16 protein-coding genes are annotated in these 18,765 nt (G+C 71.5%); 9 read left to right on the forward strand and 7 right to left on the reverse strand.

The window, feature by feature from the left end:
- The first annotated feature begins 118 nt into the window (after nt 1-118).
- The gene (locus ACLJOK_RS18275) at nt 119-5,050 is read left to right on the forward strand and encodes a carbohydrate-binding protein (RefSeq protein ID WP_410819991.1); all 4,932 of its coding nucleotides are present in this window, start codon (nt 119-121) and stop codon (nt 5,048-5,050) included.
- Between the two features lie 194 nt (nt 5,051-5,244).
- On the forward strand, nt 5,245-5,928 hold the full coding sequence (locus ACLJOK_RS18280) for a hypothetical protein (RefSeq protein ID WP_410819992.1): 684 nt from the start codon (nt 5,245-5,247) through the stop codon (nt 5,926-5,928).
- Between the two features lie 144 nt (nt 5,929-6,072).
- Here the strand turns inward: ACLJOK_RS18280 and ACLJOK_RS18285 are convergent, their stop codons facing one another.
- Nucleotides 6,073-6,444, reverse strand: a complete 372-nt coding sequence (locus tag ACLJOK_RS18285) for a DUF4267 domain-containing protein (protein WP_410819993.1) — start codon at nt 6,442-6,444, stop codon at nt 6,073-6,075.
- A gap of 89 nt (nt 6,445-6,533) precedes the next feature.
- Here ACLJOK_RS18285 and ACLJOK_RS18290 point away from each other — a divergent pair, with 89 nt between their 5' ends.
- On the forward strand, nt 6,534-7,106 hold the full coding sequence (locus ACLJOK_RS18290; RefSeq protein ID WP_410819994.1) for a TetR/AcrR family transcriptional regulator: 573 nt from the start codon (nt 6,534-6,536) through the stop codon (nt 7,104-7,106).
- A gap of 89 nt (nt 7,107-7,195) precedes the next feature.
- Here the strand turns inward: ACLJOK_RS18290 and ACLJOK_RS18295 are convergent, their stop codons facing one another.
- On the reverse strand, nt 7,196-8,875 hold the full coding sequence (locus ACLJOK_RS18295; RefSeq protein WP_124854244.1) for a DNA repair helicase XPB: 1,680 nt from the start codon (nt 8,873-8,875) through the stop codon (nt 7,196-7,198).
- 172 nt (nt 8,876-9,047) lie between these two features.
- Here ACLJOK_RS18295 and ACLJOK_RS18300 point away from each other — a divergent pair, with 172 nt between their 5' ends.
- Together ACLJOK_RS18300 and ACLJOK_RS18305 are read left to right on the forward strand one after the other, a co-directional pair.
- On the forward strand, nt 9,048-9,926 hold the full coding sequence (locus ACLJOK_RS18300) for a L,D-transpeptidase family protein (protein WP_410819995.1): 879 nt from the start codon (nt 9,048-9,050) through the stop codon (nt 9,924-9,926).
- Nucleotides 9,927-10,023: 97 nt separating this feature from the next.
- Complete coding sequence (locus ACLJOK_RS18305; protein ID WP_410819996.1) at nt 10,024-10,260, forward strand: hypothetical protein; 237 nt, start codon at nt 10,024-10,026, stop codon at nt 10,258-10,260.
- A 30-nt stretch (nt 10,261-10,290) separates the two neighbouring features.
- Here ACLJOK_RS18305 and ACLJOK_RS18310 read toward each other — a convergent pair whose 3' ends face one another.
- The gene (locus tag ACLJOK_RS18310; RefSeq protein ID WP_410819997.1) at nt 10,291-12,771 is read right to left on the reverse strand and encodes a helicase-associated domain-containing protein; all 2,481 of its coding nucleotides are present in this window, start codon (nt 12,769-12,771) and stop codon (nt 10,291-10,293) included.
- 83 nt (nt 12,772-12,854) lie between these two features.
- Here ACLJOK_RS18310 and ACLJOK_RS18315 point away from each other — a divergent pair, with 83 nt between their 5' ends.
- Both ACLJOK_RS18315 and ACLJOK_RS18320 read left to right on the forward strand, forming a co-directional pair.
- On the forward strand, nt 12,855-13,478 hold the full coding sequence (locus ACLJOK_RS18315) for an HAD family hydrolase (protein WP_410819998.1): 624 nt from the start codon (nt 12,855-12,857) through the stop codon (nt 13,476-13,478).
- A gap of 27 nt (nt 13,479-13,505) precedes the next feature.
- A complete protein-coding gene (locus ACLJOK_RS18320; RefSeq protein WP_196920747.1) occupies nt 13,506-13,892 on the forward strand; it encodes a cold-shock protein in 387 nt (128 codons plus the stop codon).
- Here ACLJOK_RS18320 and ACLJOK_RS18325 read toward each other — a convergent pair.
- On the reverse strand, nt 13,853-14,701 hold the full coding sequence (locus tag ACLJOK_RS18325; RefSeq protein WP_112677681.1) for a 1,4-dihydroxy-6-naphthoate synthase: 849 nt from the start codon (nt 14,699-14,701) through the stop codon (nt 13,853-13,855). The two genes, ACLJOK_RS18320 and ACLJOK_RS18325, sit on opposite strands and share 40 nt — an antisense overlap.
- A 392-nt stretch (nt 14,702-15,093) precedes the next feature.
- On the opposite strand from ACLJOK_RS18325, the gene ACLJOK_RS18330 reads away from it, so the two are divergent.
- On the forward strand, nt 15,094-15,237 hold the full coding sequence (locus ACLJOK_RS18330; RefSeq protein ID WP_410819999.1) for a hypothetical protein: 144 nt from the start codon (nt 15,094-15,096) through the stop codon (nt 15,235-15,237).
- Between the two features lie 12 nt (nt 15,238-15,249).
- On the opposite strand, the gene ACLJOK_RS18335 is transcribed toward ACLJOK_RS18330, so the two are convergent.
- Together ACLJOK_RS18335 and ACLJOK_RS18340 are read right to left on the reverse strand one after the other, a co-directional pair.
- Entirely contained in the window at nt 15,250-15,900 is a 651-nt protein-coding gene (locus ACLJOK_RS18335) for a futalosine hydrolase (protein WP_410820000.1), read from the reverse strand.
- Nucleotides 15,897-17,498 carry an MFS transporter gene (locus tag ACLJOK_RS18340; RefSeq protein ID WP_410820001.1) on the reverse strand — a complete coding sequence of 534 codons (1,602 nt, stop codon included), beginning with the start codon at nt 17,496-17,498 and terminating at the stop codon, nt 15,897-15,899. The genes ACLJOK_RS18335 and ACLJOK_RS18340 overlap by 4 nt, the downstream gene beginning before the upstream one ends.
- Between ACLJOK_RS18340 and ACLJOK_RS18345 the strand changes: the two genes are divergently transcribed.
- Nucleotides 17,497-18,435, forward strand: coding sequence for a DUF3027 domain-containing protein (locus ACLJOK_RS18345; protein WP_410820002.1), 939 nt, complete (start codon nt 17,497-17,499; stop codon nt 18,433-18,435). The two genes, ACLJOK_RS18340 and ACLJOK_RS18345, sit on opposite strands and share 2 nt — an antisense overlap.
- A gap of 36 nt (nt 18,436-18,471) precedes the next feature.
- Here the strand turns inward: ACLJOK_RS18345 and ACLJOK_RS18350 are convergent, their stop codons facing one another.
- Entirely contained in the window at nt 18,472-18,717 is a 246-nt protein-coding gene (locus tag ACLJOK_RS18350) for a DUF2530 domain-containing protein (RefSeq protein ID WP_410820003.1), read from the reverse strand.
- Between the last annotated feature and the right edge of the window lie 48 nt (nt 18,718-18,765).

Raw genomic sequence — 18,765 nt, forward strand, 5'->3', positions numbered from 1 at the left:
GCGGTCGGCATTCCGGTGCCCGGCGTCGGCGGTTCTTCGCACCCAACAAAGGAGAAACCCCGCCATGACGCACGCACCACGTGCGCGTAGGAAGCGAACACGCGGACTCCTGTCCGCGGTGGCGCTCCTCCTCATCGCCGGACCGGCGACGACCCTCAGCCCCACCCTGGCAGGAGCGCAGACGGTCCCGACCAGCGGTAACACGCCGCTGATCAACCTGACCGACGGGCAGAACCTCGAAGGTAAGGTCCCCGTCGTCGTCGAGCCCGTCACCGAGAACGACTCGGTCACCACCCTCGCCGTCGACGGCGACCGGATCGGTGCCGACAGGACCGCCGGAACCGCCCACTTCGCCTTCGAGATGGGCGGCAACGGCACCGAGGCCCGCTACCGCAACTACATCACCGTCAACGGCCACACCGCCGACGCCGACCGGGTGTACCTCCCGGACATTCCGGGCGGGCAGGTCGGCACTCTCGACTTCCCCGGTGACTGGCTGCAGCCCGGCACGAACACCGTCACCGTCCAAGCCGGCGCCAACTGGGTCGACTCGACCACCAAGACCGCCGTGGGCTACGAGGAGTTGCCGAACGGTGAGGGTGGCCGCTGCCCCAACTACGACGACTACGCGTTGAGCAGCATCAGCCTCAGCCTGCTCGGCGTGGTCGCCGACGGCGAGCAGAACCTGTTCAGCTACAGCTTCGGCGACGGCACCTGCGGCAGCTCCGCGAAGCTGCTCAAGCAGGCCCTGACCTTCGTCATCTCCGGCGAGCCGGGCAGCACGTCCGGCCTGCGCACCGACCTGGACACCACAAGGCTCACCAACGGCACGCACACGGTCAGCGCGACGACCCAGTCGGGCGCGAAGACATCAGTGACTGTCGACGTCAACAACTCGCCGGCCGGCGCGGCGGTCGTCACCCCCGGTGACGGTGCCCGCATCCGGGGCACGCGACCGGTCATCGCCGCGCTGCCCACCGGTGGCAAGGACCCCGTCGAGTCGCTGGCCATAGACGACAAGCCCGCCGAGAACGCCGAGGCGCTGGCCACCGGCACCGCCACCCTCGGCCTCCGGGTCGAGGCCGGCAACTCCATCGAGGCCCGCTACCAGAACTACGCGCTGGTCAACGGCCACCGGGTCGATCTCGGCGGCGACTACGGCGCCACCGGTGCCGAGGACGTCAGGCTGGCGTTCCCGACCCGTTTCCTGCACCTCGGTGACAACGTCGTCGAGGTCCGGACCGGCGACTACAACGGCACCCTGAACGGCGCGACCTGCGCCAACCACGACGACTTCACCCTGACTCGGGAGGCGACGAGCCTCACCCTGAGCACGGCGGGCACGGTGGCGGCCGGCGCCACGTACGTCGTCACCACCAGCGGCACGACCGTGACGAAGGCGGAGACGACCGCCGCCACGCTGGCGCTGGGCGACAGCACCTGCGCGGCAAACAGGGACGCCGAACTTCACTTCACCATCGGCGGCGCCCCGACGACCCGTACGGTCGACACCCTCGGCAGCGGCGGCGACGCGCACCTGAAGGTGTTCGTCGGCGGCAACGGCAGCGACAACGGGTACGACAACAAGGTGCTGATCAACGGCATCCCGCTGGAGATCGGCATGTGGGAGAAGGAGGTCGCCGACCTCGCCTTCCCGAACGAGTGGCTGGTGCCGGGCGTCAACGCCGTGGAGTTCGTCGCGGGCAACGACCACGGCAGCGCCAAGCCCGGCGGCTGCGACAACTTCGACGACTTCACGCTGCGGGACTTCCAGCTGCTGCCGACCGATGCGAAGGCGACCCAGCTGACCCGCTCGATCGCGCAGACCACTGTCACCATCGGCTCGGCGAGCTACCCCGCCGGTTCGCAGGTGACCACGTACCTCGGCGACGGCACCTGTGGCAGCAGCTACAACTCGGTGCTGACCAAGATGGTCCTGTTCGACGTCACGGCACCCGACGGCGCGGCGCTGCCGGCGCTGGGCAAGCGCGCCGACGTCGACACGACGACGATCGCGGACGGCGCCCACACCATCAAGGCGGTCGTCGGGGACAGGACCTCGACGCGGCGCTTCACCACTGACAACACCGCCCCGGAGGTCGAGAGCAGCGTCCCGGCGGCCGGGCAGCGGCTGACCTCGACCGTCGCGCTCAACGTCAAGATAAAGGACGCCTCCGGGGTCCTCGGTACGCCGGCCATCGCCCTCGACGGCGTGGCCGTCAAGCAGGGCGATCAGATCGGCCACGGTCTGCCGGCCGGCGAGCACACGATCGCCCTGACGGCGACCGACGCGCTCGGCAACACCGCCACCCGCGAGGTGCGCTTCAGCAGCGCGAGCATCCCAGACGTTCCGACCGAGCTGAACTCGACAGTCAAGAGCACCGACCCGCTCTCGGCCGAGCTGTCCGCCCGGATCCCCGGCGCCGAGGGCGTCGGGCTGACCGCCACCTTCACCAAGGCGGACGTGGTCCTGCCGACGGGCGGCTACCAGGGCGAGGCGGCCGACGTGCCGACCACGCTCGACGTTCAGCACGACAAGAACGTCAACGTCGCCTCGCTGCGTCCGCTCGACGGCGCGACGATCGACACCCCGTCCAGCCGTGGGGTGATCTTCCAGCGGTACGACCTGCCGCTGGGCGCGACCAGGCAGGAGCCGACACTGCGTTGGTCGGGCACCATCGACCCGGCCCGGATCGTGGCGCTGCGGGCGTGGGACCCGGCCACCAGGAAGTGGGTCGTGCTGACGAGTTCGCGGGGGCAGGCCGGGCAGGACACCGTTCTGACCGCGCAGATCGAGGCCGGCTACCGCGACGGCGGCGTGGTGCACGTGCTGGTCACCGGCGAGGATCCGTTCGCCGACGACCTGTCGCCGCACGACGCGTCGGCGCAGAACGACAAGGACCGCTTCGAGGATCCCGCGTCGTACGACTTCTCGCTGGCGCACTTCACCGACACCCAGTACGTCACCGAGGGTGCGGCCGGTGGTACGTACGACGACTTCGACGGCAACGCCGAGCCCTCGGACGTCGAGACGGCCGAGGAGCAGGCGATCTGGTCGGCCGCGTACCGCGACCAGATGCAGTGGATCGCCGACAACGCGGCCAGCCGCAAGATCGCGTACGCCGCGCACACCGGCGACGTCATCGAGAACGACTACTACGACCCGCTGGCCAAGAACCCGGACGGCTCGCTGAAGCGGCCCGGTCTGCACGAGCAGGTCGAGAAGGAGCTCGCCACCGCCTCGGGCTTCCAGAAGATCCTCGACGACAACGGCGTCGTCAACCAGGTCATCGCGGGCAACCACGACGACCAGTTGGGCGCCGAGACGGGCCCCACGTCCCGGTTCAGCCGGACCTTCAGTGCCGACCGGTACTACGGGACGGCGAAGGGCTGGCCGAAGGGCACCGAGTACCACGCGTGGGACGAGGTGACCAACGCCGACGGGTCCGTCACGCCGGGCAAGGACAACCAGAACAACTACCTGCTCTTCTCCGCCGGTGGCCTGGACTTCGTCGCGGTCGGCCTGTCGTACGGCGTCACGCCGGCCGAGGCCAAGTGGGCTGACTCGATCTTCAAGCGGTACCGGGACCGCAACGGGATCCTGCTCTCCCACGACTACCTGAAGCCGTCAGCCAACCCTGACGGTCGCGGGGCGGACTTCTCCGCACCGGACGGCTCGCCGCTGTTCAAGCAGGTCGTCGAGGTCAACCCGAACGTCTTCCTGGTCCTCGCCGGACACGAACACGGTGTCGGCACCAACCTGAAGTCGAAGATCGGCGTCACGGTCAGCCACGACGTCGTGGAGCTGCTCGCGGACTACCAGTTCTACACGGTCACCGCCGCCGAGCTGTGGCCGACGCGGGTCGCCCCGGACGGCACCATCGACGTCAACGGCGACGGCACCCCGGACCACAAGGCCACCGACCGGCTGCAGTTCGGCGCGAGCTTCCTGCGCCTGCTCCAGTTCGACGTGGACCGGGCCGAGATGCACATCGACACGTACTCGCCGTTCCTCAAGAACTTCGGAGCGACCGAGTACGACATCCGCCAGGACGGCAGCCAGCCGAAGCCGCGGTACAACGGCTCGGAGGACAACCTGACGCTGCCGGTGGATCTCAGCACCCGCAAGACGTCGTTCACCACCGACTCGCTCGCCGCGTACGTGCCGTCCGGCACGATCGGCACCGACGAGGTGACCTCGAACGGCGTCGCCACCACGACCTGGGGCAAGCTCCTGCCGGGCACCTCGTACGGCTGGATCGTCTCCGCGAAGAGTGCCGACGGCGGCGAGGCGGTGGCCCAGCCGGCCGTGTTCACGATCGCCAAGCAGGTCCCGACGATGACCGTCACCGCAGCCCCGACCGCCTGGGGCACCGCGGCGACGGTGACCGTGCGGGTCGCGGCCGGCAGCACGCCGGTCACCGGCACGGTGGAGCTGCGCGAGGGTACGACCGTCCGCGGTTCGACCACTGTGACAAACGCGACGGCGACGTTCACCCTCCCGGTGGGCCTCGCGGGCGGCCAGCACACGCTCACCGCTTCGTACGCGGGCGACGACCACCTCACGCCGGCGCAGGCCACCGCCGTCCTGGCGGTGAACCTGCCGGCCGAGTGGAGTTCGTCGACCGTCTACAACGACGGGGACCGGGTCACCTACCAGGGCCGGGTCTTCCGGGCCTCCTGGTACACGAAGAACCAGAAGCCGGGCGCCGACGCCAACGGCGCGTGGCAGGAACTCGCCATGACCGAGGACGGTACGACGATCTGGACCGCGTCGCGGATCTTCAACTCTGGTGACGTCGCGATGTACGACGGCCGGAAGTGGCGGGCCCAGTGGTACACCCGCAACCAGAAGCCGGGTGACCGAAACGGCTCCTGGGAGGAGATCGCCCCGACCCCACCGGACAACAGCCCGGCGGCCTGGACGCTCACGAAGGTCTACAACGCCGGTGACCGGGTGTCCTTCAAGGGCCACGTGTACGAGGCGAAGTGGTGGACGCGCGGCCAGGAGCCCGGTGACAAGAACGGCCCCTGGAAGCTAATCAAGTAGTCAGGTTCGCGTGACGCCGGCCCGGGATCGCTTCTGGTCCCGGGCCGGTGCGCGTCTCGTCACCCGTCCGGTGGAGCCCACACGTTCCGCCGTCTCTCACGTTTTCCTGCCTCCTAGGCTCCGCCGAAGGCCGGTATGGGTGGCGGAGGGCGATTGTGGTGTCGAGGCGTACACGTCGGATGGTGGTGTCGGCCGTGGCCGGCGGTCTGTTCGCCCTCGGTGTGGTCGCGCCTGGTCCGGCGGCGGCGCCGCTGCCCCGCGCGGCCCAGGCCGACGGCCCTACCGTTCCCGAACCGCGCGAGCCGCGCCCACCGCTGCTCCCCGCCGACTTCCAGGGCACCGGCCGGTACATCGTGCGGGACCTCGGCATCGACGTGCCGTTCTCGTGGCAGGGCCGGGACGGCAACAGCCAGATGACCGCCGGCGGCCCGGACCACCCCATCTGGTTCACGAACCTGATCTACGAGAACACCCTCTACACGCTCACCTACAAGTGGCCGAACATCCCGCTGTTCCCGCCCCGCGCGTGCAGCAAGGTCCCGGGGTTCTTCAACCGCCAGATCTTCAACGACAAGCTGAAGACCGCCCGTTACGTGGGGCCGGAGATCCTCCAGGGTGACCAGGACCGGCACGTCGACCACTGGCGGGTCGGGGTGGTCGGGGGTTCCACAGTGCCGGGGGAGTTCTTCCGGTTCCCGCTCGCGCTCGGCGACATCTACGTCGACCAGCACGACCCGAGCCGGTGGTGGCAGGTGTTGCAGTTCGGCCTGCAGAACCTCTTCGACCCGGAGTTGGACGAATGGTTCACCATGGACACCTTCGACCACCGTCCCGGCGAGGTCACCCTCCCCGACCGCTGCCCACCCCCCACGTCGTAACCCGGCCTGCCGCCGCCCACCCCGCGCGTTGATCGACTCGGCTTTCATGAAACCGGGGCATCAGCCTGCGTCGGACACCGCGACTTCCAGGAAGTCGAGTCGATCAAGGCGGGCGCGCCCCGGCCGGGTCGGGGCCGAGTCTGGTTACAGGGCGAACAGCAGGGCGGCGTCGAGGAGGACGACGAGGGCGGTGGCGAAATGGATGCCGAAGGCGACGGCCTTCGTTCCGCCGTTCCGTAGCACGATGACGGTGTCGCCCAGCGGGACGAGCGCGACGACCAGCATGAACCACGCGACCGCGTCGGCTGTCGTGAAGGCGATCAGGGCGAGGCCGAGCAGCCCGAACGTGAGGTCTTTCAGCCCTTTGACCGTCAGGTAGGCGGAATCACCGTCCGGCCTGGCCGGTACGCCGTACCCGGCGGCCGCGGCCTGCGGCACCAGCAGGAACCGCGCGCCGATGAAGGCGACGAAGAGGCTGAGTACGACGGCGAGCCCGTAGGCGAGGGGTGCCAGCATGAGTCTGCTCCAATTCCTAGCGCTGCTAGATATATGAGCGACGCTAGCAGAGCACCGGCAGGATAGCTAGCGGTGCTAGAGTTGCTGTCATGTCGACACAGGCGCGCCGGCAGCGTGAGCGGGCTGAGCGGGAGCAGGCGATCATCAGCGCGGCACGGGACCTGGCGTTGGCCGAAGGCTGGGACGCGGTAACCACCCGACGGCTCGCCGCCGAGATCGAGTACAGCCAGCCCGTCCTCTACAGCCACTTCAAGGGCAAGGACGCCATCATGGCGGCGGTCGCCGTCGAGGGCTTCGCCGAGCTGGCAACCGCACTGGTCTCGGCCCGGGCCTCCGCCGCCGACCCCCGGCAGGCGGTCGCCGACGTCGCGGCGGCATATGTCGCCTTCGCCGAACAGCGTCCCGCGATCTACGACGCGATGTTCACCCTCGCCGTGGACCTGCCGTTCGCCAGCCAGGACGTGCCAACCGACCTGGCCCGGGGCTTCGCCGAACTGTCCGAGACGGTGCGCCCGGTCGCCGCGGCCGACGACCTGGAGACGGTCACCGAAACCTTCTGGGCCGGCCTGCACGGGCTGGTCACGCTGATGCGCAGCGGCCGGCTCCGCCGCGCCGACCACGACCGCCGGCTCGCGGTCCTGGTGGACCGCTTCTCCCCGTGATGATCGACTCGGCTTTCAGGAAACCGGGGCATCAAAGCGCCCCGGACACCGCGACTTCCTGGAAACCGAGTCGATCAAGGCCGCGCGGGTCAGTCGACGGTCGGTAGCTTCGGGCCGAGGACGTCGTCGGCGTCGACGATCGTGTACGCGTACCCCTGCTCGGCGAGGAAGCGCTGCCGGTGCGCCGCGTACTCCGTGTCGATCGTGTCCCGGGACACCACAGTGTAGAAGTGCGCCTGTCGGCCGTCGGCCTTCGGCCGGAGCACCCGACCGAGCCGCTGCGCCTCCTCCTGGCGCGAGCCGAACGTCCCCGACACCTGGATCGCCACCGCGGCCTCGGGCAGGTCGATGGAGAAGTTGCCGACCTTCGAGATGACCAAGGTTCGCAGCGAGCCGGACCGGAACGCGTCGAACAGCCGCTCCCGCTCCTTGTTCGTGGTCGAGCCCTGGATGATCGGCGCGTCGAGGTACTCGCCGAGTTGGTGCAACTGGTCGATGTACGCCCCGATCACCAGCACCTGGTCGTCCGGGTGCCGGTCGACAAGCGCCTTGACCACCGGCAGCTTGGTTCGGGCGGTCGCCGCCATCCGGTAGCGCTCCTCGGCCTCCGCCGTCGCGTACGACATCCGCTCCGCGTCGGTCAGGGTCACCCGGACCTCGGTGCACTCGGCCGGGGCGATCCAGCCCTGCGACTCGATGTCCTTCCACGGCGCGTCGTACCGCTTCGGACCGATGAGGCTGAACACGTCACCCTCGCGGCCGTCCTCGCGTACCAGAGTCGCGGTGAGGCCCAGCCGACGGCGGGCCTGGAGGTCCGCGGTGAACCGGAAGATCGGCGCGGGCAGCAGGTGCACCTCGTCGTAGACGACCAGGCCCCAGTCGCGGGCCCCGAAGAGGTCCAGGTGGGTGAACGCGCCGCCGCGCCGCGAGGTGAGCACCTGGTACGTGGCGATGGTGACCGGGCGGATCTCCTTGCGCTCGCCCGAGTACTCGCCGATCTCCTCCTCGGTCAGCGAGGTGCGGGCGATCAGCTCCCGCTTCCACTGCCGGCCGGCGACAGTGTTGGTGACCAGGATCAGTGTGGTCGCCTTCGCCTCGGCCATCGCCGCCGCGCCGACCAGGGTCTTGCCGGCGCCGCAGGGCAGCACCACCACCCCCGACCCGCCGGCCCAGAAGGCTTCGACGGCCTCCCGCTGGTACGAGCGCAGCGTCCACGGCTTGCGCCCGTCCTTGCCGGCCTCGGCCAGCTCGATCGGGTGCGCCTCACCGTCGACGTAACCGGCCAGGTCCTCCGCCGGCCAACCCAGCTTGAGCAGCGCCTGCTTGAGCCGGCCACGCTCGGACGGGTGCACCCGGATGGTGTCGTCGTCGATCTTGTCGCCGAGCATTCCGGCGAGCTTCTTGCTCTTGGCCACCTCGATCAGCACCAGCCGGTCCAGTGCGCGCAGCACCAGCCCGTACGCCGGGTCGTTGGCGAGCTGAAGCCGGCCGTACCGGTCCATCGTCTCGGCCACATCCACCAGCAGCGCGTGCGGCACCGGGTAGCGGGAGTACTTGAGCAGCGAATCCACGACACCCTCGGCGTCGTGGCCCGCCGCGCGGGCGTTCCACAGACCCAGCGGGGTCAGCCGGTAGGTGTGCACGTGCTCCGGCGAGCGTTCCAGCTCCGCGAACGGCGCGATCGCCATCCGGCAGGCCTGCGCGTCGGGGTGGTCGATCTCCAGCAGCAGGGTCTTGTCCGACTGCACGATCAGTGGTCCACCGCTCACGCCAGCGTCCTCTCCTCGGTTGGCCGACCGGCCGGAACGGGTCGCATACCCGCTGCTGGCCGACCATCCAGTGTTGCACGACGCGGGACGGCGAAAGAAAGATGCTCACCGGGCGCAACCGTGATGGCACTCACGAACGTCTAGTAAAGGGACGACTGTCTGGGGAGGTTCCATGAAGCATGTCCGGATAACTTCCCGGCTGGTCGCCCTCGTGGTGGTCGTGCTGGTCGGCGCGGGAGCGTGCGCGTTCGATCCGCAGTCCGGCGGGAGTGGTGGCGGGGGAGCCGCCCCAGCCGGTGCGGCGGAACAGGCAACGGGGGCGGGCGACACGCCCGGGCCCGACCAGCACGGCCGGCCCACGCCGACCGCGCCCACCCCGAAACCCTCCCGGAAACCCACGCCGAAGCCGACCCGCCCGGCGCCCACCACGACCCCCGGCACCGGTACGCCGACCGTCGTCGGCTGCCCCCAGGGCCAGCACCAGCGCGCGGTGGAGACCTACCTGGCCCGGTTGGGCGGGTTCGGGGCGGTGACAGTGGACGGCCGGCAGTCCGCCGCCGACTGCGCGGCGATCAAGAAGTTCCAGAAGAGGTACGGCATTCGCCCCGTCGAGGGTCGCGCCGGACCAACCACCCTCGACGTGGCCCAGCGCCTCGCCACCACCGACACGACCCGCTGCAAGGCCGGCACCGGCACCACGTTCTGCGTCGACCTGACCCGGCAGACCGTCTGGGCGCTCCGCGGCGGCAAGGTGATCATGGCGCCGACGGTGACCCGCACCGGCATGTCCGGCTACCGCACCCCGGCCGGCACGTACGCCGTCAACTACCGCAACCCCAAGGAATGGTCGGACCCGTACGAGGTGTGGCTGCCGTACTGGCAGCACTTCACGCAGGGGATGGGCTTCCACGAGACCACCACCTACCTGCACGAGAAGTCGATCGGCTCGCACGGGTGCGTCAACCTGCTGCACGCCGACGCCGTCCGGATGTGGGAGCTCGGCAAGGTCGGCACCCGGGTGGTGCTGATCGGCCGGCGCCCCGGCACCTGAGCGACACGGAGCGAATCGCGGCGGTAACCCCCTGTCCGGCCGGACTAACGAGTGTCACCCTTGGAGTCCAGGGCCGGACCGGGCGGGGAGGCTGGGCATGACGGTCGACAGTGACGTATTCGCGGAGCACGAGCAAGCACCACCCGACGAGGTGTCCCGAGCGACGGTGATCGCGTACGCCGTCGCGGCGACGCTCCTCCTCGGGTGGTTTCTCTTCGGCTGGCTGGTGCTCCAGCAGGGCTTCGTCGACTCGGTCGGGGAATCCGCCGGCGCCGGCTTCGCGCTGCTGCTGATCATCTCGGTGGTCGGCACCGTACGTCGCAGCCGCCGCTGACCGACAGCGCCCGCGCGGTGGCGCCGTCGGTCAGTCCGCCACCACCGCCGCGGTGATGCGGTGCAGCGCGAACGTGTGCAGCATCTCGGTCCGTTCGTCCTCGGCCCGCAGGTAGCCGGCACCGATCGAAACCGGCTTGAGCAGGCGTGACGCCGTCGCCCCGTGCGCGTCGACGTAACCCACCCAGACCAGCGCCTTGTCCCGGACCGCCTGCTGGAGCACCGCCAGGGCCTCGCTGTGGGTGTGCGCCGGCACCGGGCCGCCGCCCAGCCCGGGCGCCCCGCCACGGACCACCGCCGGGGCCCGCCGGGCGGCACGCGCCGCCGCGTCACCTCGTCGGATGTGCTCCACCACGCCGAGCAGCCGGGGCATGGGCAGCTTCGGGGCGGCCAGCGGGTCGATCGTCCGGGTGGTGACCGACACCCGGGGCGGAGCCCGCCGGATTCGCGGCCGGGCCAGCACCGTGCTGCCGGTGCCGTCCTCCTGCACCGGGGCGTACCCCGCGTCGCGCAGCGCGCCCAGCAGCCGACCAACCTGGTACTGCGTGCACAGCACCGTCGGCGCGAGCCGGCGCAGCGCCAACGACTCCAGCCGCCGGTCTGCCAACACCTCGCTGATCAGCGTCTCGTCGTCGCTGCGCAGGTACGCCCCGGCCAGGCCGACCCGCAACCCGCCGTGCTTACGGGCCACGTCGTCGATCAGGTAGGTGAGCCCCTGCGGCACCGGTGTACGTGACCGGCGCCGGAACACGTCGTGCAGGTCGTCGGCCGTGTAGCCGGAATCCAGGGCACGCCGCACGCTCGCCGTGGTGACCCGGTGCACGCTGGCCCCGCCGGCCGACTCGAGCTCGGTCATCGCCTCCAGTTCGACGGCGAGCGCCGGCTCGGGTGGGCCGGGCACCACAACGGTCAGGTCGGCCTGCACCAGGAAGTGATCGACCGGTGCGGGCAGCAGGGCGTCCAGCGCCCTCGCGGCACCGGACGGGTCGCCGCTCTCGACGTCCGCGTGCACGCCCAGCGGGTCGTCACCCCGCTCGGTCGACGTCAGGTCCCCCAGCAGCAGCCGACCGTACGAGGTGAGCGCCCCCAGCCCCGTCACGCCCAGCTGTGCGGCCTCGGCCAGCACCTCCCGGTGGGCGGCGTCCCGGCCCCGGCTGCGACGCGGAGCCCGCCAGTCCAGCAGGTCCTGCACCTCCTCCGGGGTGGGCGCCGTCGCCGGCTCCAGATCGGCGAGTACGCCGAACACCGCCCGTCGGGTGGCCGGCACGCTGGCCCGCTCGGCCTCGGCGGAGAGCGCGGTGATCGGTCGGTCCCGGTCGTCGCGGCGGCCCACCAGCCCCACCTGCCGGGTCATGGTCAGCCACGCTCGGGCGAGCTGCTCCCACCGTTGGGCCAGCGAGGCGGCCCGCCACACCTCGTACCCGCCGGTCGGCAGCACCTGCTGATCCGCCCCGTACCGGCCGGTGGTCGTACCGGGCATCTCCAGCTCACCGAGGAGCCCCGCCGCGTACGCCACCTCCAGCAGCAGCGCGGTGGTCGGTTCGTCCAGCCCGGTGGCACGCGCCAACCGGCGCAGGTCCCGCACCCCGATGCCACCGGAACGCAGCACCGGTGCAGGCTCGTCGGCGAGTTGCTCCAGCAGCCCTTCGGTGTGCCGGACGACCTCCATGGTCTGCCCGGCCCCGGCCGAGTCGACAGCCTTCGGCTCGCGCGGCGCGGCGGCCACCGGCGGTGGGCTGGTGCGCAGCGCCCCGAGCGGGCCACTGTCGCGGCGCAGCAGCAGGCCGACCTCGCGGGGCAGTTCCACAGTTCCGCTGGCCGTGGACGAGCCGGTCGTCACCGGGACCAACAGCCGGTTGTCGACGAGCCACCGCACCGGGGAGCCGGTCGGCGCGCCACCGTTTGTCGGGTCGGAGAGGACCGGGTCGGCCGCGCCGAGCGGCGGCGCCTGCAACGCCCCCGGCGGCACGCTGCCCACCGGCGGGCCGGCCGCCAACCGGTCCAGGATCGCCCGGGCCGAGGGCGGGGCGGCGAGCACCGTCCGTCGGAGCTTCGCCGGGTCCGCGCAGAGCGCGGCCGTGCGCGGGTCCAGCTCCGCGGCCGGCCGGCCGAGCCCAGCGGGGTACGGGGCGACTTCGTCGACGGCGGGCACCACCTGGAGCGCGTGCTCCGGGCCGTACAGCAGGAAGAGCGCACGCAGTCGGCCCACGGCGGCCCGGACGGCCGTCGGAGCCGGCGGTTGTGGCCCCGAGGTCGCCATCGCGAGCACTGTGTCGGTGGCCGTGGTGGCGTCGTCCGGGTTCCGGGTGAGGCGGGCGGCGTCGAGGATCTGGAGGGTGAACTGGTCCAGACCGTCCAGCGCGCGGGCCACGGAGACCCGGGACTGGGCCCGGATGGCCAGGGCGGAGACGTCGGCTGGCACGGGCACGACGAGGTCGGGCCGCAGCTGGAGGAGCGCGGCCAGTGACTCGTCGGGCAGCGACCGCAGGTGGTCGGCGAGTGAGGTGGTCATCGTCTTTCCACGCTAGCCCGGCACCGGGCTTCCGCGCCCCTCGGACGTCCGGCCGACTGGGAGTAGCCGGTACGTTTCTCGACATGCCCGCACTGACCGTCGGATTCGACCTCGACATGACCCTGGTGGATTCCCGCCCCGGCATCGCCGCGGCGTACCGGGCGCTGACTGCGAGAACCGGTGTGCCGGTCGACGCCGAACTGGCGGTGTCCCGGCTCGGGCCGCCGCTGCGTACCGAGATCGCGCACTGGTTCCCGCCGGAGCAGGTCGAGTCGGCTGTTCTGGTGTATCGCGAGCTCTACCCGGCGTACGCGATCACCCCGACGCTCCTGCTGCCCGGCGCGCGGGAGGCGATCGACGCCACCCGTTCGCGGGGTGGCCGGGTGCTGGTCGTCACGTCCAAGATCGGCCGGCTGGCCCGGTTGCACCTGGACCACCTCGGTCTCGCGGTCGACGAGTTGGCCGGCGACCTGTTCGCCGAGCAGAAGGCGACCGCTCTGCGGGAGCACGGCGCGACCCACTACGTCGGTGACCATGTCGCGGACATGGTGGCGGCGGCAGCGGCCGGAGTGCCCGGCATCGGTGTGGCGACCGGCCCGTGCTCCTCCGATGAACTGCGCGCGGCCGGGGCGGAAGTGGTGCTGGACGAGCTCACCGAATTCCCAGCGGCGCTCGACCGGATGATCCAGCTAGCCTTGGAGCAGTAGCGGCTCAAGTGAAGCAGGGGTTTTCAGGTGCCTACGGGTCGAGTGAAGTGGTACGACACGGCCAAGGGATACGGCTTCGTCACGAGTGACGAGGGCGGCGACGTGTTCCTGCCCAAGGGGGCGCTGCCGGCGGGTGTCACCGACCTCAAGGGTGGCCAGCGGGTCGACTTCAGCGTGGTGGACAGCCGCCGGGGCGCGCAGGCCATGGGGGTCAAGCTGCTGGACGCGCCGCCGTCGATGTCGGAGCTGCGCCGTCGGCCGGCCGAGGAACTGCACGGCCTGGTCGAAGACATGATCAAGGTGCTGGAGGCGAAGGTCCAGCCGGACCTGCGCCGGGGTCGGTACCCGGACAAGAAGGCCGCGCAGAAGATCGCTCAGCTGGTCCACGCGGTGGCCCGCGAGCTGGAGGTCTGAGGCACCAGGCCGGCGGTGGCGGCCCGGTCGAGCAGTGCCGCCACCGCGGCGAAACCGGCCTCGCCCAGGTCCGCGGTGAACTCGTTCACGTAGAGGCCGATGTGCCGGTCGACGACGTCGAGTTCCATCTCCTGGGCGTGCGCCAGCACGTACTCCCGGCTGGCCGCCGGGTCCGCCCAGGCCTGCCGGACCGACTCGCGGACCCAGCCGGCCGCGGCCTCCGGGTCGACCGCCCCACGTCGGGCCAGGATCGCGCCGAGAGGAATGGGCAGGCCGGTGTCGGCCTCCCACCACTCGCCGAGGTCGACAAGGGCGCTCAGCCCGTGCCGGTGGTAGGTGAACCGCGCCTCGTGGATGACCAGCCCAGCGTCGTAGCGCCCAGCCGCCACGCCCGGCATGATCTCGTGGAACGGGACCACCTCGATCCGGGCCGGCGGTCGCCCGGCTGACCAGAGCCGGAACAGCAGGTACGCGGTGGTCCGATCGCCCGGCACCGCCACCGTGGCGCCGGTCAGGTCGGTGCGGTCCGGCCCGCCGTCACGGTCGCCCCGGGTGAGAACCAGTGGGCCGCAACCGCGACCGAGGGCGCCGCCGCAGGGCAGCAGGTGGTAGTCGTCGAGCAGCCAGGGCAGCGCCGCGAAGCTCACCTTCACCAGGTCGAACGCGCCCCGCTCGGCAGCCGTGTTGGTGACGTCCACGTCGGCGTACGTCACCTCGACCGGCGGCGCCCCGGGCACCCGCCCGTGCACCAGCGCGTGGAAGACGAACGTGTCGTTGGGGCAGGGCGAGATCGCCAGGGAGAGCGCCACACCCTCACGGTAGCCCCGCCCTCCGCACGGGGTCCGTGCCCACCCCACGACTGTGATCCGCGACTGGCCCAGCAGGGGCGAGCACCCACCTCCCAGTCCCCCTTTGGAGCTGATGTCGTCAACGAATCGCCCAGCGTCGCTGCCCGTGGTCCGGAGTTGAGGGCCCCGAGATGGTGGTGATGCCGCAAACGATTCAGCTCCAAAGGGATCGCGGGAGTAGGCCGTCCACCGGTTGGAGAGGTTTTCCACAGCGTTATCCACAGGTTGGCGCGGGGTGTTGATAGCTCGTCGACCGGCCGGGAACATCGGCCTGTGACCGAGGCGAGTGACCACACCGACGAGGCCGGCGGTTGGGGCTCGGGCGTCGGCTGGTCTCCGCACTGGTGATCGGGATGCGTGAGGCAGGCATCGACGACGCGGCAGCTGTCGCCGAGGGATCCGGCACCGACCTGCTGCTGGCGTGCGGCTTCGAGATCGAGGCACGCCGCCCAACCGCACTGCGTCTGGGCCACCCTGGCAAACGCTGTTGCTCCTGAACGTCGCCCGGGTCAGCGCAGTGCCGGGGCTGCTGCGGTCAGGGCGGCCAGGGCTTCGCGCAGCCGCCAGGCGTCCCGGTCGCGGGGGCCGATCGGGTTGGAGATGGTGCGCAGTTCGGCGAAGGGCACCCCGGCCTGCGCCGCGGCGACCGCCACGCCGTACCCCTCCATGGCCTCGGCGACCGCTTCCGGATGCCTCCGGCGCAGTTCGTCGGTGCTGGCCGTGGTGCCGGTGACGGTGCTGACCGTGAGCACCGGGCCGGCCGTGGCCGTCGGGAGGGCAGCTCGCAGTGCCGCCAGCAGGCCCGGGTCCGCCGGCACCCTGCTGCCGGCACCGAGCAACGCGGACGGCATGCCCAGCTCGTCGACCGGGATGAAGCCGTCGGGCGACTCCGCGCCCAGGTCGGCGGCGATGCTGGCGGTGCCGAGCACCGTGTCGCCGACCTCGGCCCGCCCGGTGAAGCCGCCGGCCACACCGGCGCTGACCACCGCACGGTACGGGCGGCCTGCGGCCTCTGCCAGCGCCAGCAGCCGGGCGGTGGCGGCACCGGCGACGGCCGGGCCCACACCGATCGGGGTGACTGTCACGCTGCGGTCGGTCAGCCCGGCGCGGACCGCGTCCGCCTCGGCGGGGACCGCCGTCACCACCAGCAGACCGGTCACGAGAGTGAGCCGGGGGACTCGCGGCGGGTGTCGTCGTCGGCTCCGCCACCCGGGCCGCCAACTGCCGACGACGGGCGGTAGATGTGGTAGCCCGGCGGGGCGAGGCTCGGGTCGTCGTACTGCGGTGAGCTGGTCTGGGCCGGTGCCGGTGAGGTGGGCGCGGGGTCGCCGGGCTCGTCCGCCGGCTCGTCCTCGGTCAACTCGTCGTCACCGAGTGGTCGGCCGGCCAGCTTCTCGCCGCGAAGCCGGGCGGCGGCCAGCACACCCCGGATCGCGGCCAGTACGCCGACCCCGGCGGCCACGGCGATGCCCATCCGACCATCGAACGGCACCAGCCCGAGCCCGCCGCCGGCGACGAAGGCGAGCATCAGCGCCGTCTCGGAGTGGGCGAAGGAACTGGCCCGCAGCCGTTCCGGGATGCGCTCCTGGATCGAGGCGTCCACTGCCAGCTTCGCTATCCCGCTCGCCAGCGCGGCGACCAGGCAGAGCAGGGCAACCATCAGCAGCGAGAACTGGATGACGGCGAGCACCGCCACCCCGGCCACGATGATCATGCTGCTGGACTGGATGGCGGTCGGCCGGTGGATGCGCAGTCGGGTGCCGATGGCGGTGGCCAGGAAGGTGCCGACCGCGAGCGCGCCGCCGACCACGCCCAACGCCCACTCGGCGCCCAGTTCCCGGCCGAACACCACTGTGGTCAGGTCGCCCTTCTTGATGGCGAAGGCGAGGAAGAGCAGCAGGAAGCCGTAGAGCGCGCGTAGCGTCGCCGCGCCGATCAGGGTGGCGATCACCAGCCGGCCGGACGGTCGGCCCCGACCCAAGGGGCGATCACCACGGCGGCGGCCCAGCGCGCGCAGTGGCCGGGGGACCCGCTCCGGTGGCTCCGAGTCGGCCTTCGGTGGCAGCCGCAGCGAGATCACCATGCCGACCAGGAAGATCACCGACGCGACCCGGAGCGGCCACTGCGGCCCGAACCAGAACGCGGCCAACCCGATCGGCGCCACCAGCGCGCCCGCGACCGTGCCGTAGACGCTGGCCCGGGCACCCACCTGGGACAGGCCGAGGCCCTCCGGCAGCAACCGGGGCACCGCCGCGGAGCGGGCCACGCCGTACGCCCGGGAGAGCGCGAGCACCCCGAACGCGGCCGGATAGAGCCCGAAGCCGTGGATGTAGTCGGAGATCAGCCAAGCCAGGAAGGCGCGGCCGAGCATCGTCGCGGCCAGGGCGTACCGCCGGCCGTGCCGGAAGTGATCCAGCAGCGGGCCCACCACCGGGGCGAGCATCGCGAACGGCACCATGGTCACCAGCAGGTAGAGCGCGACCTTGCTGCGGGCCTCGCCGAGCGGCACGTTGAAGAAGATCGTGCCGGCCAGCCCGATGGCGATCAGAGTGTCACCGGCACAGGACACCGCGTGCAGGTCGAAAAGGCGAACCATGCCGACCTCGCCGCCGGCGCCCCGGGCGCGGGCCCGACCGGCCCGGCGGGTCACCCAGCGGCCGCTGCCCACCGAACCGCGCAGTAGCAGACGGATAGCGCGAATGCCGGTGCCGACGGTCCGCCCGAGGACGGATCGCCCGGAGCGGGAGTACGACGGCATGTGCACCATCCTCGCCCATCTGATCCGGGTACGCCGCACCACTGCTGGGAAAGGTTCCCCGGGAGTCCCTGTCACCCCTGCGAGGCGCATGGGGAACAATGGTGAGGTGACCAGGCCCGTCTCCACCCGTGCCGCCCGTCTCGACCAGGTCTGCGCCGCCGCCGTCGAGGTGGCCCGCGCCGGCATCACCGAGGTGGACGCCGACGATGTCGGCGACCACCTGCAGGTCGTTGCCGAGGGCGATCGGCTGGTCACCCACTACTTCGAATGTCGCCTCGCCGGCTACAACGGCTGGCGCTGGGCGGTCACCGTCACCCGGGTGCCGCGCAGCAAGACGGTGACGATCTGCGAGACGGTCCTGCTGCCCGGCCCGGACGCGCTGCTCGCGCCCGGCTGGCTGCCCTGGCAGGAGCGGCTGAAGCCGGGCGACCTGGGTCCGGGTGACCTGCTCCCGACCTCGCCCGACGACGATCGACTGGTCCCCGGTTACCTGCTCTCCGACGACCCGGCGGTCGAGGAGACGGCGTGGGAGCTGGGCCTCGGGCGCGCCCGGGTGCTCTCCCGGGAGGGCCGCATCGACACGGCGCAGCGCTGGTACGAAGGTGACCACGGCCCCGCCGCGGCCATCTCGTCCGCCGCTCCGTCCGCCGCGCGCTGCGGCACCTGCGGCTTCTACCTGCCGCTGGCCGGTGCGATGCGGCAGGCATTCGGGGCGTGCGGCAACTTCTACGCCCCCGACGACGGCCGGGTGGTGAGCGCCGACCACGGTTGCGGCGCCCACTCCGAGACGTTGATCGAGGCGGCCGAGACCGCTGTCGAAGAGCTGCCCACTGTGTACGACGACAGCGCGGTGGAGGCCATGTCGGTCAGCCGGGCCCCGGGCTCGGTCGAGGCGGCTGAGGCGGCTGAGCCGGCGGAGCCGTACGGGCACTCCTGATCGTCCGTGCCGGAGTGCTCTGGCGCGGCGGCCAGCTCACCTGACGCGGCGGCGGCGTCGGTTGGCGTCGTGGCGCATCATCACGGCGAGGCCCGGGAAACCCCACAGGAAACCGGCGAGGCAGGTCCAGAGCCAGTTCTGGTGACCGTGGTCGGTCAGCCAGCCCCGGAAGAAGATCAGCAGGACCAGCCCGGCCACCGCCCACGCGATCAACCCGGCGAGGGCGAACGGCACCATCGGCGGATCCAGTGGTGCGGGCCGCGGTGGCTGCTCGTTCGGCATTCGGCAAGCGTACGGGATCTACTTCCCCTGCCCACCGACGATCTGGGA

The sequence above is a fragment of the Micromonospora sp. 050-3 genome, assembly GCF_046549335.1.
GTDB lineage: Bacteria > Actinomycetota > Actinomycetes > Mycobacteriales > Micromonosporaceae > Micromonospora > Micromonospora trifolii.